Source organism: Streptomyces sp. NPDC048521, assembly GCF_043199855.1.
GTDB lineage: Bacteria > Actinomycetota > Actinomycetes > Streptomycetales > Streptomycetaceae > Streptomyces.
This window is the reverse complement of the sequence record NZ_JBICWR010000010.1, coordinates 18352-32465: the sequence shown is the minus strand read 5'-3', so window position 1 is coordinate 32465 and position 14114 is coordinate 18352. Positions and strand designations below refer to the sequence as shown.

Below are 14114 nucleotides of genomic sequence, written 5' to 3'. Positions count from 1 at the left end.
GTCGGGCAGGGGGCCCCGAGCGTGGTCGGCGGCGCGCCGCCGCGCTCCGCTACCAGCGGTAGACGTCGTACACGTCCATGCACTTCGTGTCGTCCGAGCCGTTGACGGCGTCGCTGCCCTTGGGCAGGTCTCCGGGCTTCGGGGTGGACTGCTTCGGGTAGGACGTGCCGGTGCGCCAGTCCGCGCCGACGACGACCGTGACGCCCGACACGTCGGTCGACTTCTTCACCGCGCTCAGGGGGATGCCGAGCGTCTTGGCCACCGCCTGGGCGTCACCCTCCAGGTCCGCGCTCGGGTACCGCACGACCGTCCTGTCCTCGGCGAACGACCCCGAGGTGTCGGCGGTCGCCCTGGCGTAGCCCTGCTGCGCGAGCGCCTGGCCGATCGCCGCGGCCCGCTGCGGCACCGGTGCCTCGGTGGCGGTCCGGGTGGCGTTCTGCACCAGCACGCCGAGTCGGCCGGTGTCGACCGAGGGCTGCCTGGTCGGCTCCTTGTCCGTGGCCTTCTTCGCGCCCGACTCCTTGCCGTTCTTGTCGAACGGCACGTCGTCCTGGAGCATCTGCCACACCTGGTCGGCGTTGGGCTTGTCCGGCACGACGTGGTTGTCGTTCAACTGGTCCGGCACATTGGGCATGGTCAGCGACGTGATGCGGTCCGACGGCACCGACTTCATCTGCATGCCCAGGTCGTAGAGCTTCTTGACCGTGCCGATCTCCTCGGAGACCTTCAGCGACTTGGTGGCCGCCTCCGCCAGGTCCATCAGCCGCCCGGTGTCGGTGAAGACGTTCTGCTTCCTGAGCGTGCGCATCATCGAGTTCAGGTACATGTGCTGGGCGCGGGCCCGCATCAGGTCGCTGCCCCAGGCGTGCCGGGTGCGCAGCCACCGCAGGGCCTGCTCGCCCTTCACCTTGTGCGTGCCCGCCTTCATCTTCAGGCCGGAGCCGCCGGGCACCTTGGGCGTCGGGCGGTCCCACACGTTCTGATTGACACAGACGTCGACACCGCCGATGGCGTCGGCCATCCGCACCACGCCCGCGAAGTCGATCGTCATCCAGTGGTCGATGTAGACGCCGGTGAGGTTCTGCCAGGTGGCGAGCGTGCAGCCGGCCCCGCCCCGGGCCAGGCTGACGTTGATGATGTCGTTGGTCGCCGGGTAGACCTTGCCGGTGTCCGGATCCGTGCACTGGGGGATGTCGACCCGGGTGTCGCGCGGGATGCTGACCATGGCGGCGCTCTTGCGGTCCGCGGAGATGTGGATGAGCATCTGCACGTCCGCGAGCGGCGGGTCGCCCCGGTGGTCCCGGCTGCCGCCGAGCTTCACGTTCTCGGCGGAGTTACGGCTGTCGGAGCCGATCAGCAGGATGTTCAGCGGTGTCTGGCCGGCCGCGTTCGGCTCGGTCCTGTGCACCTTGGAGTCGTCGGCGCTGTTGCGCTTGCCCTTCTGGATGTTGCCGTTGAGGTGCTGGTAGTACAGGTATCCGGCGCCGGCCGTGCCGAGTATCACCACCGCCAGCACGGTCGCCGACCAGCGCAGCGCGCGCCGTCTGCGCCGCCGCCGTTCACCCTTCGCCCTGCCGGCCCGCCGTCCGCCGCCGCCCCCTGCGGAACCCGCCGACGCATCCGAGGCCTGCGGCGTGAACGACATCGTGTCCTCGGCCGCAGGAGCCTCCCCGCGCACCTCGCTCTGCGCCAACTCCCTGCCCTCCCCACCCTTGCGCCATACAACGGGCCCGTCCCGCGTCCCCTTAGACGCACGACGGGCCCATTGGGTTACCTACGAGGCGCACCCCATCTGCTAGTCATCGCACAGAATACGCACGCATATGAAACGAACTCGTTTCGTGAGATCACCGCTTGCTGGCGCCCTGTGTCTCGCGCCCTGTGTCTCGCGCCCTGTGTCTATGGAGCGCACCCCACGGTCTAGGAGGCGCACTGCACCTTGTCGGCCGTCGACTTGTCGACGTCGGGTGCCTTCGTCGAGGGGGTGAGGGAGACGCCCGCCCCCTTGAAGTCCTTCCCCAGGGTCAGCGTCATCGCCGGCAGTCCCTGGGAGTTGGTCACGCTCTCACCGGGCTTCAGCGCGGCGCCGGACAGCCCCATGATGGCGGCCAGCCGGCGTGCCTGGGCCGCCTGGTCGGGCGCGTACTCGAGCGTGGTCCTGCTCAGCGCGGCGGGCGCGTTGCCCGAGTTCTCCGACTTGGTCACGCCCTCGTCGTTCTGCAGCCAGTTGAGCACCGCCTGGGCGCTGCCCGCCACGGCCCCGCCGTTGAGGATGCGCACCCGCACCTCGGAGGCGGGCGCCTTGGTGCCCTTGAGTCGGGCGGCCTGGGCGTCCTTCGCGGCCTTGTTCTTCTTCTTCACGTCGGTGAAGGAGACGTCGTTCTGGATGGCGTCGAAGACCGCGGGCGCCTTCGACTGGTTGAGGACGACCGTGGACTTGACCTTCTCCGCCGGGTTGTCCACGACCGGCACCGTCGTGAACGTCAGGTTCTTCGGGTCGAGCTTGCCCAGCTCCAGGCCCAGGTCCTTCAGCTTCCCGATGCTCTTCAGCTTGGCGTCGACGGTCAGCGCCTTGGTGCCGGCCTCCGCCAGCTTCACCATCTTCGTCGGACTGGTGAGCGTGGCGTTGCCCTTCAGCTTGCGCATCAGCGCGCTCAGGAACTGCTGCTGCAGGGCGATCCGGCTCAGGTCGCCGCCGAAGCCGACGGAGTGCCGGGTGCGCACGAACGCCAGCGCCTGGTCGCCGGAGATGTTGTGCGTGCCCTTGGACAGCTTCAGGTGCGAGTCCTTGTCGTCGATGTCATGGGCCAGGCAGACCTCGACACCGCCCACCGCCTCGGTCAGTGTCTTGACCGCGTTGAAGTCGGCGACCATGAAGTCGTCCGGCTTGACCCCGGTCAGCTCGGTCACCGCGCGCATGGTGCAGCTCGCCGTACGGCCGTCCTGGCCGAGGCTCGTGTTGAAGCGGACGCCCTCCGACCCCGGAATGACCTTGGTGGTGCCGTCCTCCTGCTCAGTCGGGCAGTCGGGGACGTCCACGATCAGGTCGCGCGGGATGCTCAGCGCGGTGGCGTTGGACCGGTCCTTGGCGACGTGCAGCAGGATCGTGGTGTCGGCGTGCCCGACGCTGCCCGCGTCGCCGTAGCCCTCGTTGCCCTTGCCGGTCCGCTTGTCCGTGCCGATCAGCAGGATGTTGATCGCCTCGTCCTTGCGGAAGCCACCCGTGCTCGCGCCGTCGTCGGAGACGGACGTGATGTTGTCGTTCAGGTGCTTGACGTAGAGGTAACCGGCGGCCGACACGGCGACCAGCACGAAGGCCATGGACCCACCGGTCCACAGCAGTGCCTTCTTCACCTTCGACTTCTTCTTCACCGGCCGCCGGGCCGCGCGCCGCCCCTGCGGCGCCTCGGGCTCGGCAGCCCGGCGCCGTCCGCGCGGCGCGGGGACGTCCCCGGGGCGCACCCGGCGCTGCTCACGCGTCCCCCCCGGCGCCGCGTCGTCGCGGCGGCGCTGCTCACGCGTCCCCCCGGGCGCCGCGTCGTCACGGCGGCGCGGCGCACCGCCGTCGCCCCGCGCCGGTCTCCGGGGTCCGGGGACCGGTGACTGCGCTGGGGAAGGGCTCAGTCGCAGTTCGTATTCGCCGGTGTTCGGATTGAGTACCCACTGGTCTGCGGGGTCGATGTTGTCCGCCCGCCCACGGCCTTGCGCGTCCACGGTTGTCCGAATCCTCCGTCGGGGCCACGCGGCGCCTTCCCCCTCCAAGGCGCTCGGGTCTCGGTGAATCAGTGCACGACCCCAGGACGGACCTCGCGGCCAGGTGCACCGGATCGCTCACACTATCCGCCCAGTTCAGCCTCGAGCGACGCCCGTGACAAATTCGACCTTCCTACAACCGGGCAATCCCCCTCATTTTCTGAAGGAAAGTTCTTCGTCCCGGTGGTCGCCCTACTCACAGGCGTGCTCGGCGGCGGTGTTCCCGCGGAAGGTGGGGGCCGGGGAGGGGTGGCTCTTGCCGCCCCCCTTCCCGGTCTTTCCGGGAGTCTGCCGTGAATGGTCCTGGGCCACCGCCACGGGCCGGTCGGCCCGCAGCCGCGCGAACAACTTCTCCGCCTCCGGCTCCACGAGCTGGTCACGGTTGGCGTCGTAGACGTACGACTCCCTCGGCACCGTCAGGAACTGCACACGTTCGGTGGGGATGCCGCGCAACCCGCGGACCAACTGGTACAAACCGCGCAGACTGGCCAGTTCCGGGTCGGTGGTCAGCGAGGAGGTCGCCGCGTCCAGCACCGGATACAGCTTCACCGGGTTCAGCAGGACATGGTTGCTCTGCACTTTGTCGACGAGCGCGCCGAGGAAGAGCTGCTGCCGCTCCATCCGCTCGGTGTCACTGCCGTCGCCGAGCGACTTGCGCGCCCGCACGTACCCGAGCGCCTGCTCCCCGTCGAGGGTGACCCTGCCCGCGGGCAGCCTCAGCTTGGCCGCCTTGTCGTCGACGGGCTCCTTCAGGCACACCTGCACCCCGTCGACGGCGTCCACCATCTCCTTGAGCCCGCTGAAGTCGACGACGACGTGATGGTCGACCCGGATGTCCGTCAGCTTCTCGACGGTACGGACGGTGCACGCCGAACCCCCGACCTGGAACGCGTGGTTGAACATCGCGAACACCGGCTCGCTCCGGCTGCCGTCCGTACGCCGGCAGCCGGGTACGTCCACCATCAGGTCCCTGGGCAGCGAGACGGCGGTGGCGCTGTGCCGGTCGGCGGCCAGGTGCAGCAGGATCGTCGTGTCGGACCGCTCACTGCCCACGTCCCGTCCGTACTCGCCGTTGCCGTCCCCGGCCCGGGTGTCGGACCCGATCAGCAGGATGTTCTGCGCGCCGTGCACCAGCGCGGTGGGCCGCTCCCGCTCGTACCGGGCCAGCTCGGCGGCGGCCGCTTCGTCGGCGGTGATGTTGGCACTGAGCTTGGCGTAGACGACCCAGCCGGTCCCGGCTGCCACGACGAGGAGCCCGGCGAGGCCCACCACCGACCCTTTCCCCCACCGCCGCCGACGCCGCCGTACGAGCCCTTCTCCGGTGGCGGAGGCCCCGAGACCGGGACCGAGGGGTCTGCCTGCCGTGTCGGTCACGACCGGGGCACCCCCTCATGGCGTACGAGCGTCACGTCCTGCTTCTACGACCATGGCGGGGGAGGGGGAGGAGGAGCGCCCTTTGCTACTCCAGACGGGCGTCCTCCTTGCTGCTCCCGACGGGGAAACCGTGACGCCGTGGGGGCGCGGGGCCGTAGCGACATGCGGCCCCCCGCCGGCGCGGGACACCACGGCGCACCCCCGCCCGAAGAGGCGCGGTCACCGCCGCACCGCGGTCACCCTCTCGCTCTCGATCCGCTTGGCGAGAGCCTCCTCGTCCAGCCGGTCGAGGTGACGGCACAGCACCACCGACCCCCCGACGGCCAACGGCGCGTACAACCCCGCGCTCAGCCCTTCCCACGTGTCGTACGGCAGGGCGGCCAGCAACCGCGATCCGGGTCCCGTCAGATCCAGCGACGGCGCCTCCGCCGAGGCCCGCTCGACGACCTCCGCCCCGCTGAACTCCCGGCCGGCCACGATGAGCGCAGGCTCCTCCGGGTCCACCGGCGCGAACGGCACGAACCGGTCGCCCTGGCCCGGCACTTCGACGGCGTAGTCGAGGAAACCCTCCGGCGTCTGCGGGAAGCGCCCGCCGAGCGGCCGCAGCGCCAGTGCGACCCGCTCGCCCCGGCACGCCCGCGCGGCCTCCAGCGAGTCCGGCCCGCTGACCACCACGTCGGCCGCCGCCGGGTCCCCGGCGACGTCCGCGACCACGCCCACCGAGGAACAGGCCAGCAGCCACACCGCCGTCTGCCAGTGCGCGGGCAGCAGCAGCGCGACCCGGTCACCGGGTCCGGCGGAGAGGTCGCCCTGGAGGAGGTTGGCGGTCTTGGCCACCCAATTGGCGAAGGTGGCCACGGACAGTTCGACGCGTTCGCCCGTGGCGTCGTCGTAGAAGGTCACCAGGGGACGGCCGGGGTCCGCGGCGAGCGCGGAAGTCAGCAGGTCGGCGGGGGTGCGATCGGTGGCGTTCACCCGGGACAGGGTACGCGCGCGCGGGCGCGCGCACCGAGCGCCGGGGCCACCGGTTCGGCGGAACGGCTCCCGACGGACCGTCAATTCACCGTTGGACACATTTCTATGATGATGTCCAAGATCATGGGCATGCGTGGATTCCTCACTTCCTCCCCCGGTGCCTCCTCGCTCGCCGCCTCCTCGATCGGCGTCACCTGCGCCGTCCTCGCGCTCCCGCCGGCCCTGCCCGTAACCGCGACCGCCGCGGCCTCCGCGTCTTCCGTGACCCCCGCGGCCTCCGCGTCCGCCGGGCCCGCGGTTGCGGGCAGCACCCGTTCGCTGCCCCTCGCGCCCCTCTCCCCGGACCGCGTCGGCGGCGCGGCCCCGGAGCAGGGTCTGTACCGCGCCGACATCGCATGCTTCTCGCTGATCGGGGTCGTCTGGGACGACCCGGACGCCGAACTGCACGGCCGGGTCCAGGTGCGCACCCGGTCCGTGGTGACGGGGGAGTGGTCCGGCTGGCAGGACGTCGAGACCCACAACGTCGACCACGGCGCCGACCCGGGCACCGCGGAACGGTCCTCGCACCGCGTGCACGGGGCGACCGCGCCGCTGTGGGTGGGCGAGTCGGACGGCGTGGACGTACGGGTCCGCGCGGACGCTCCCGTCGCGCGGGGCACCCGCAGCGCAGGGCCGCGGGCCGCGCTGCCCCCGGGGTTGCGCGTGGAACTCGTCGACCCGGGGGACGAGGCACCGACCGAGGGCGCACCGGTCGACGCACGCCGTACCGGGCCGCACACGGACGCGGCGACCGCCGCCAACGCCGACATCACCGGCTTCGGCACCACCGAGATCCCCGAGCTGGGCCGGCGGGACACCGGGCGGGAACTCGTCCGGCTCCAGGGCCCGGTGTCGGCGAAACCGCACATCGGGCCGCGGCCGCGGATCGTCACGCGCCGGGGCTGGGGCGCGTACGAGTCACTGCGCGAACGCGGGTTCGCCTACACGAAGAAGATCAAGGCGGCGTTCGTGCACCACACGGCCTCGGGCAACAAGTACACCTGTTCCCAGGCCCCGTCCGTCATCCGCAGTATCTTCCGCTACCACGTCAAGAGCATGGGCTGGCGGGACATCGGCTACAACTTCCTCGTCGACAAGTGCGGAACCATCTACGAGGGTCGGGCCGGAGGCGTGGCGAAGGCGGTCCTGGGTGCGCACACCCGCGGCTTCAACACCAACAGCATGGGCATCGCCGTGATCGGCAGTTACGCCGCGAGCAAGCCGTCCGGGGCGGCGGTGACGGCGGTCGCGAGGCTCACCGCGTGGAAGCTCGGGCTCTATGGGGCCAATCCGCGCGGAAAGACATATCTCACGTCGGGCGGTGGCAATCTCTACCCCAAGGGGAAGAACGTACGACTGAATGTGATCTCCGGCCATCGGGACGGATTCGCCACCGAGTGCCCCGGCAAGTCGCTCTACGCCAAACTCGGCACGGCCCGTTCGCACGCGGCGCGCTACCAGGGCCGCTGACGCCGGGGCACGCGTTCACGCCGTCGGGGGACGGGTGGGGGGCGGCTCGTGGAACGGGGTGGGGCGACCGGGGGGTCGGTCGGGGGAATCCGCACGCCGATCCCGCCGGACACCGCGCGGCCATCGGGGCGTCGTCGCACGGTCTGCATACACTGACCGGCCGAAACGAGTAGTGACGAGTAGTTCGGCCGGTCCCGGCAGGAAGCAGAGACGACAGGTGACAGAAGCGATCCTCCTGGTCGGCGGCAAAGGCACCCGGCTGCGCCCGCTCACGGTGCACACTCCCAAGCCCATGGTCCCGGCCGCCGGGGTGCCGTTCCTCACACACCAGCTGGCGAGAGCGAGAGCGGCGGGCGTCGAGCACATCGTCCTCGCGACGAGCTACCTCGCCGAGGTCTTCGAGCCCTACTTCGGCGACGGAGCCTCCCTGGGCCTGCACATCGAGTACGTCACCGAGGAGGAGCCCCTCGGCACCGGCGGCGCGATCCGCAACGTCGCCTCGCGCCTCCACTCCGGCCCCGACGACCCGGTGCTGATCTTCAACGGCGACATCCTGACGGGCCTGGACATCAGGGCCCTGGTCGACACCCACGAGTCGACGGGCGCGGACATCTCCCTGCACCTGACCAAGGTGACCGACCCGCGCGCCTACGGCCTGGTCCCGACGGACGAGACCGGCCGCGTCCTCGCCTTCCTGGAGAAACCGCAGACGCCGGAGGAGATCGTCACCGACCAGATCAACGCGGGGGCGTACGTCTTCCGCCGCTCGGTCATCGACACGATCCCGGCGGGCCGCCCGGTGTCCGTGGAACGCGAGACCTTCCCCGGCCTCCTCGCCGCCGGCGCCCACCTGCAGGGACTGGTCGACTCCACGTACTGGCTGGACCTCGGCACCCCGGCCGCCTTCGTACGCGGCTCGGCCGACCTGGTCCTCGGCCGTGCCCCCTCCCCGGCCGTGCCCGGCCGCTGCGGCGACCGGCTCGTGCTGCCCACGGCGACGGTCGCCCCCGACGCCAAGCTGACGGGCGGCACGGTGGTCGGCGAGGGCGCGTTCGTGGCGGAGGGCGCCAGCGTCTTCGGCTCCACGATCCTTCCCGGTGCCGTCATCGAACCGGGCGCCGTCATCACCGACTCCCTCATCGGCACCCGCGCCCGCGTCGGCGAACGCTCCGTCCTCACCGGCACGGTGATCGGCGACGGCGCGATCGTGGGCGCCGACAACGAGCTGCGCGAGGGAGTACGGGTGTGGTGCGACGCCCGTATCCCGGCGGGGGCGGTGCGCTTCTCCTCCGACCAGTAACGTCAGCGGCCTTCGGGGCGCCGCCCATGGGGGCTGCGCCCCACCTGCGGGCCGTCGTGGCCGCTCGCGCAGTTCCCCGCGCCCCCGCGGCCGGCTGTCCATCTTGCGTAGCTGGGGGCAGTCGTGCCGCTTGGGGCGGCACGGGTGGGCGCGCGGCACCCCGCCGGCGCGGGCAAGCGAAACGCCCCCGCTCAGTCGCAGCACAGGGCACGAGGAAGCGCGGGGGCGGTGAAGAACGGCACCGGCGGACGGCGCCTCACAGCAACCCGATGTCCACCCGAGGCATCTTCGGTTTCCGCCGAGCCGGCACATGCCCGCTCAGCAGAATCAACCGAGCCGCCCGATGCCGCTGCCCCGCATACGGCTCGAGCAGCCGCAGCATCACCGCATCATCGGCATGCCGATCCCCCGCGAGTGCCCACCCCACGATCCCCGGCAGATGCAGATCCCCGACCGTCACCGCATCCGGAGCCCCGTGGCTGCGCTGCACCACCTCCGCCGACGTCCACGGCCCGACCCCCGGCACGACCTCCAACCGCGCCTGAGCCTCGGCCGCCGGCATCCCCACAGCCTGCTCCAGCCGCGCAGCGACCCGCACGGCCCGCAGAATCGTCGACGCCCGCTTGTCGTCGACCCCGGCCCGGTGCCACTCCCAGGAGGGAATCAACGCCCAGGTCCGCGGCGCGGGCATCACCCACATCGGCCGTTCGCCCACCCCCGCGGGTCCCGGCGCCGGCTCCCCGAACCTCCGTACGAGCAGCCGCCACGCCCGGTACGCCTCGTCGGTCGTGACCTTCTGCTCCAGCACCGACGGGATCAAAGACTCCAGCACCAGCCCGGTCCGCGTCAGCCGCAGCCCCGGCCGCCGATGCCGCGCGAGCGCCACCACCCGGTGCCGGGGCACGAACGCGTCCGGATCGTCGGCCGCGCCGAGCAACTCGGGCAGCCGGTCCAGCAGCCACTCGGCACCGGGCCCCCATGCCTCGCCGAACACCTCACCGCCGTACGCGCGCACCCGCAACGTGCCCGGTCCGGCGGGCGTACGGGTGGCCCGCCACACGGACCCGTCCGCCGTGGCCCGGAACGTCGGGTCGGCGGGCCCGCGCCGCAGCGGCCCGAGCACCAGCCCGAGGTCGAGCGGCCCGTCCGGCACCCACCGTCGTACCCGCGTCGGGACCCCCGCCTGCCGCGGTATCCCGGCGCGCGCCCCCGCGGGTACGCCGACCTGCCCACCGCGCACGGTCGTACGCGTGGGCCGCGGGGGGAAACGTCCTGCCACGTGAGGTCCTCGGGATGCGGGGGCTGTCCTATGAGACTAGGCGGTCGTAGCGGAATCCATCCGTGGAACGCACCCGCGGACCTCATCCGCGGAACGCAATGCACGGAAGGCGTACGCGAAACGCCTGTGCGGAAAACTCACCGCACCTCGACGAACGCCCCCGCGTCCCGCTCCGGCCGCGGTCTCGGATCCTGAGCCGGATGACCGACCGCCACCGCGCCCATGGGGTCCCACTCCGCCGGCAGCCCGAGCACCTCGCGCACCACGTCCCGGCAGAACATCGTGGACGACACCCACGCCGAGCCCAGCCGCTCCCCGGCCAGTGCGACCAGGAAGTTCTGCACGCCCGCGCCCATCGCGACGACGAACATCTCCCGCTCGGCGCCGTCCCGCCGCGCGTCCCCGTAATGATGGGAGCCGTCCATGACGAGGCAGGGCACGACGAGGTAGGGCGCGTTGCGCAGGACGTCCCCGCGGCGGACCCGCTTGGCGATGGACTCCTCGCTCTTGCCGTCCCGGCGCAGGTCGGCGATCCAGGCGTCCCGCATCGCGTCCAGCAGCCGGGTCCGGGACTCCTCCGACTCCAGCAGCACGAACCGCCACGGCGTGGTGTGGTGCGGGGCGGGCGCGGTGACCGCCGCCGCCACCGCGCGCCGTACCGCGCCGGGGTCCACGGGCTCGTCCGTGAAGGCCCGGACCGTGCGCCGCTGGGTCACCGCCTCACGGACCGCCTCGGAGGTGCCGAGCCGGAACATGTCGTCGCGCGCGGTGCGCACCAGCGCCCGCGCCCCCTCACCCGCCTCGCTGTCCCGGTCTGCGCTCACCACATGGGGGAGTCCGCGCACCACGGCCACCGGCCGGCCCGCCGCCTTGCCCTTGACCAGGTCGCCCGCGGCGGCCAGCTCGTCCGCCGTGGCCACCACGGTCGCGCTGAGCGGATTGCCGTACGCGTCCGTGCCCCCGCGCAGATCGTCCAGCACGCGCACCCCGGCGGCGCCGATCGCCACGTCCGTGAGCCCCGCGCGCCAGGGTCGCCCGAAGGTGTCGGTGACGACGACACCGACGTTGACGCCGAGGGCGTCGCGCAGGCCGTCGCGGATCGCGCGCGCGGACGCGTCCGGGTCCTCGGGCAGCAACAGCACCGTGCCGGCGGGGGTGTTGGAGGCGTCGACCCCGGCGGCGGCCATGACCAGGCCCTGCCGGTTCTCCACGATGCGCAGCGGGCCGCGCCGGGCCACGACCCGGACCGTCTCGGCGTCGATGGCCGCCTCCCGGTCGGCCGCCCGCACGATCCGTCCCTCGGCCTTGGAGACGATCTTGGAGGTGACGAGCAGCACGTCCCCGTCCGCCAGCCCCGGCCCGGCGGCGGCGATCAGCTTGGCGAGATCGTCGCCCGGCTGCACCTCGGGAATGCCGTCCAGGGCCCGGACCGTGTACTCCGGGCGCTCCTCGCTCACGTTGCCCGCACCTCCTCGGCCAGTGCCAGTGCCTCCCGCGCCATCTGCGCGGCCGCGTCCACATCGGTCATCATCAGCGGTACGGCCCGGCAGCGGATGCCGTCCGCCTCGACCCGCTCGACCACGCCCGCGTCCACGGTGTCCACCAGCCAGCCGTCCAGCAGCCCGGAGCCGTAGTGCTCGGCGACCGCGGCGGCCGTGGACTCCACGCCGACCGCGGCCAGCACCTTGTCGGCCATTCCGCGCACGGGCGCGTCCCCGACGATGGGGGAGAGGCCGACCACGGGCACGCCCGCTTCCGCGATGGCCTCCCGGATGCCGGGCACGGCGAGGATGGTGCCGATGGACACGACCGGGTTGGACGGCGGGAAGAGGATGACGTCGGCCTCGGCGATGGCCTCCAGGACGCCCGGCGCGGGCTTGGCCTGCTCGGCGCCGACCGGGACCACGGCCGCGGCGGCGACGGAGGCCCGCAGCCGCACCCAGTACTCCTGGAAGTGGATGGCCTTGCGCTCACCGTCGATCTCGACCGCGACGTGCGTCTCCACGCGGTCGTCGGTCATCGGGATCAGCTTCACGCCCGGCTTCCAGCGGTCGCACAGCGCCTCGGTGACCGCGCTCAGCGGATAGCCGGCACCCAGCATCTGCGTCCGCACGATGTGCGTGGCGAAGTCCCGGTCGCCGAGCCCGAACCAGTCCGGGCCGACGCCGTAGGCCGCCAGCTCCTCCTTGAGGTGGAAGGTCTCGTCGGTCCTTCCCCAGCCCTGCTCCTCGTTGATGCCGCCGCCCAGCGTGTACATCACCGTGTCCAGGTCCGGGCAGACCTTGAGCCCGAAGAGGTGGATGTCGTCGCCGGTGTTGCCGATCACCGTGACGTCCGCCTCCGGCACGGCCCGCTTCAGACCGCGCAGGAACCGGGCACCGCCGATGCCGCCTGCCAGAACCACAATGCGCATGGACCAAGTCTTGCAGGCTCGTCCGACAACGCGTCAGGCAGTCACCGCACCCGGCTCGGTCCGGGCCTCGCAGTGCGGGGAGGTGTGCATCGGCATCTCGGTCAGGCCGGGGTAGTACACGTGCAGGCTGACCGCGGGCTCCAGGGCGTCGTTGACGACCTCGTGCACGTACCCCGGCGCGAACACCCGCTGCGCACCCGCCGCCAACGCGCGCGTGCCGCGCTCGGTGCGCTCGGTGAGGGTGCCCTCCAGGACGGTGAGGACACCGGCGGAGCGACCGTGGTCGTGCAGTCCGCTGCTTTGTCCCGGCACCCAGGACAGCAGCCACACCTCGTAGCCGGGACCGGTGCGCAGCCGGTGGTACCAGCGGGTGGTGGCGTCGTAGCGGACCAGGTGCGCCCACGCGGAGCGGTCGGCGGCGATCGAGCGGGCGAGCCCCACGAACTCGGCGACGGTGGCCGGGTGCTCGCGCGGCGGCTGGAGCAGGTGCGGGACTTCGAGGATGTCGCCGGCGATCTGGAGGTCGTTGTCGCTGTTCATCGGATGCGGTGGTCCTCGGCGAAGAAGTGGGGGCTGGAGCTGGGACGGCGCGTACGGTCCGCCCGGGTCACGGGCGGGCGGGGTGCCCTGGATGAGGGATCACGACGGGAAACGCGACCGAGCCGGGATGGACTCGGGAACAGCCGGAGCGAGCGTGGCTCAACAGCTGGAACAGCAACAACAGCTACAGCGCGCGCGTGCGGCACCGTGCGACCCGGCGGTGCGGGTCGAGGTGAGTGCCAAGTTCGCGAGCATGCCCACTAGGACACCGGTTCACACCCGCAGTGTCAACTCGGCGCCCGGTATGTGGGACATGTTTCACCTCATCCGGTTCATCTGTCAGGTGAAAGGTTTGTTCACCGGGATGCCGGGACACATGGGGCACAACCGAGCGCTCGAGCCTCGCGGAACGCGATCGAACACGGAGACGTCCTTCTCCGTACAGAGAGCTGTACGGGGTCCAGTCGCCCCGTGGGTCCCGTCTGCGTGTCAAGGTTTATGGCGATTTGAACACTTTCCGCACGGCCTTGGTTCCGCAGAGTGAATAACGGACCCAATAGCAGATCTCGGCTTGACTCGCCCGGAGCAGCACACTTGTAATTTCACTCGTGTCGTTCAGCCGAAATCGGTAACGGCTACGCACGGGGACGCGAAGACAGACGAGGGGCGCACATGACCGAGCTGGTGCAGCAACTGCTGGTCGACGACGCGGACGAGGAACTCGGCTGGCAGGAGCGCGCGCTGTGCGCCCAGACCGACCCCGAGTCCTTCTTCCCCGAGAAGGGCGGCTCCACCAGAGAGGCGAAGAAGGTTTGCCTCGCCTGCGAGGTCCGCTCCGAGTGCCTCGAGTACGCCCTCGCCAACGACGAGCGCTTCGGCATCTGGGGCGGCCTGTCCGAGCGCGAACGCCGCAGGCTCAAGAAGGCCGCCGTCTGACGCGCACGCCCGCACGCGTGCGCGTACGCGCCCGA

Annotated in this window: 11 protein-coding genes; 3 read left to right on the top strand and 8 right to left on the bottom strand. The window is 71.6% G+C overall.

The features are described from left to right. Window positions 1-49: 49 nt before the first annotated feature. The 4 genes from ACGFRF_RS22955 to ACGFRF_RS22940 all read right to left on the bottom strand — a co-directional run bounded on the left by ACGFRF_RS22955 (window position 50) and on the right by ACGFRF_RS22940 (window position 6102). Complete coding sequence (locus ACGFRF_RS22955; RefSeq protein WP_393743238.1) at window positions 50-1645, bottom strand: LCP family protein; 1596 nt, start codon at window positions 1643-1645, stop codon at window positions 50-52. Window positions 1646-1920: 275 nt separating this feature from the next. Beyond that, a complete protein-coding gene (locus ACGFRF_RS22950) occupies window positions 1921-3714 on the bottom strand; it encodes an LCP family protein (RefSeq protein ID WP_393742750.1) in 1794 nt (597 codons plus the stop codon). Window positions 3715-3945: 231 nt separating this feature from the next. Next, window positions 3946-5127: an LCP family protein gene (locus ACGFRF_RS22945; protein WP_393742748.1), complete on the bottom strand. Its 1182-nt coding sequence runs from the start codon at window positions 5125-5127 to the stop codon at window positions 3946-3948. 219 nt (window positions 5128-5346) lie between these two features. Further along, the gene (locus ACGFRF_RS22940; protein ID WP_393742746.1) at window positions 5347-6102 is read right to left on the bottom strand and encodes a TIGR03089 family protein; all 756 of its coding nucleotides are present in this window, start codon (window positions 6100-6102) and stop codon (window positions 5347-5349) included. 129 nt (window positions 6103-6231) lie between these two features. Here ACGFRF_RS22940 and ACGFRF_RS22935 point away from each other — a divergent pair, with 129 nt between their 5' ends. Continuing rightward, the gene (locus tag ACGFRF_RS22935; RefSeq protein ID WP_393742744.1) at window positions 6232-7611 is read left to right on the top strand and encodes a peptidoglycan recognition protein; all 1380 of its coding nucleotides are present in this window, start codon (window positions 6232-6234) and stop codon (window positions 7609-7611) included. 217 nt (window positions 7612-7828) lie between these two features. Then, the gene (locus ACGFRF_RS22930) at window positions 7829-8911 is read left to right on the top strand and encodes a sugar phosphate nucleotidyltransferase (protein WP_393742742.1); all 1083 of its coding nucleotides are present in this window, start codon (window positions 7829-7831) and stop codon (window positions 8909-8911) included. Window positions 8912-9167: 256 nt separating this feature from the next. Here the strand turns inward: ACGFRF_RS22930 and ACGFRF_RS22925 are convergent, their stop codons facing one another. The 4 genes from ACGFRF_RS22925 to ACGFRF_RS22910 form a co-directional block, all read right to left on the bottom strand. Continuing rightward, a complete protein-coding gene (locus ACGFRF_RS22925) occupies window positions 9168-10190 on the bottom strand; it encodes a DNA-3-methyladenine glycosylase family protein (protein ID WP_393742740.1) in 1023 nt (340 codons plus the stop codon). 137 nt (window positions 10191-10327) lie between these two features. Then, on the bottom strand, window positions 10328-11647 hold the full coding sequence (locus tag ACGFRF_RS22920; protein ID WP_393742738.1) for a coenzyme F420-0:L-glutamate ligase: 1320 nt from the start codon (window positions 11645-11647) through the stop codon (window positions 10328-10330). Further along, complete coding sequence (gene cofD / locus ACGFRF_RS22915) at window positions 11644-12603, bottom strand: 2-phospho-L-lactate transferase (protein ID WP_393742736.1); 960 nt, start codon at window positions 12601-12603, stop codon at window positions 11644-11646. Before cofD ends, ACGFRF_RS22920 begins: the two co-directional genes overlap by 4 nt. Before the next feature lie 33 nt (window positions 12604-12636). Next, window positions 12637-13143, bottom strand: coding sequence for a cysteine dioxygenase (locus tag ACGFRF_RS22910; protein ID WP_393742734.1), 507 nt, complete (start codon window positions 13141-13143; stop codon window positions 12637-12639). Window positions 13144-13815: 672 nt separating this feature from the next. On the opposite strand from ACGFRF_RS22910, the gene ACGFRF_RS22905 reads away from it, so the two are divergent. Continuing rightward, window positions 13816-14079, top strand: coding sequence for a WhiB family transcriptional regulator (locus ACGFRF_RS22905; RefSeq protein ID WP_003975777.1), 264 nt, complete (start codon window positions 13816-13818; stop codon window positions 14077-14079). The last annotated feature ends 35 nt before the right edge of the window (window positions 14080-14114 follow it).

Bases quoted from the DNA above. Each gene is read 5' to 3' on its own strand.
- ACGFRF_RS22955 (WP_393743238.1), bottom strand. From the start codon at position 1,645: ATGTCGTTCACGCCGCAGGCCTCGGATGCGTCGGCGGGTTCCGCAGGG.
- ACGFRF_RS22935 (WP_393742744.1), top strand. From the start codon at position 6,232: ATGCGTGGATTCCTCACTTCCTCCCCCGGTGCCTCCTCGCTCGCCGCC.
- cofD (WP_393742736.1), bottom strand. From the start codon at position 12,603: ATGCGCATTGTGGTTCTGGCAGGCGGCATCGGCGGTGCCCGGTTCCTG.
- ACGFRF_RS22910 (WP_393742734.1), bottom strand. From the start codon at position 13,143: ATGAACAGCGACAACGACCTCCAGATCGCCGGCGACATCCTCGAAGTC.
- ACGFRF_RS22905 (WP_003975777.1), top strand. From the start codon at position 13,816: ATGACCGAGCTGGTGCAGCAACTGCTGGTCGACGACGCGGACGAGGAA.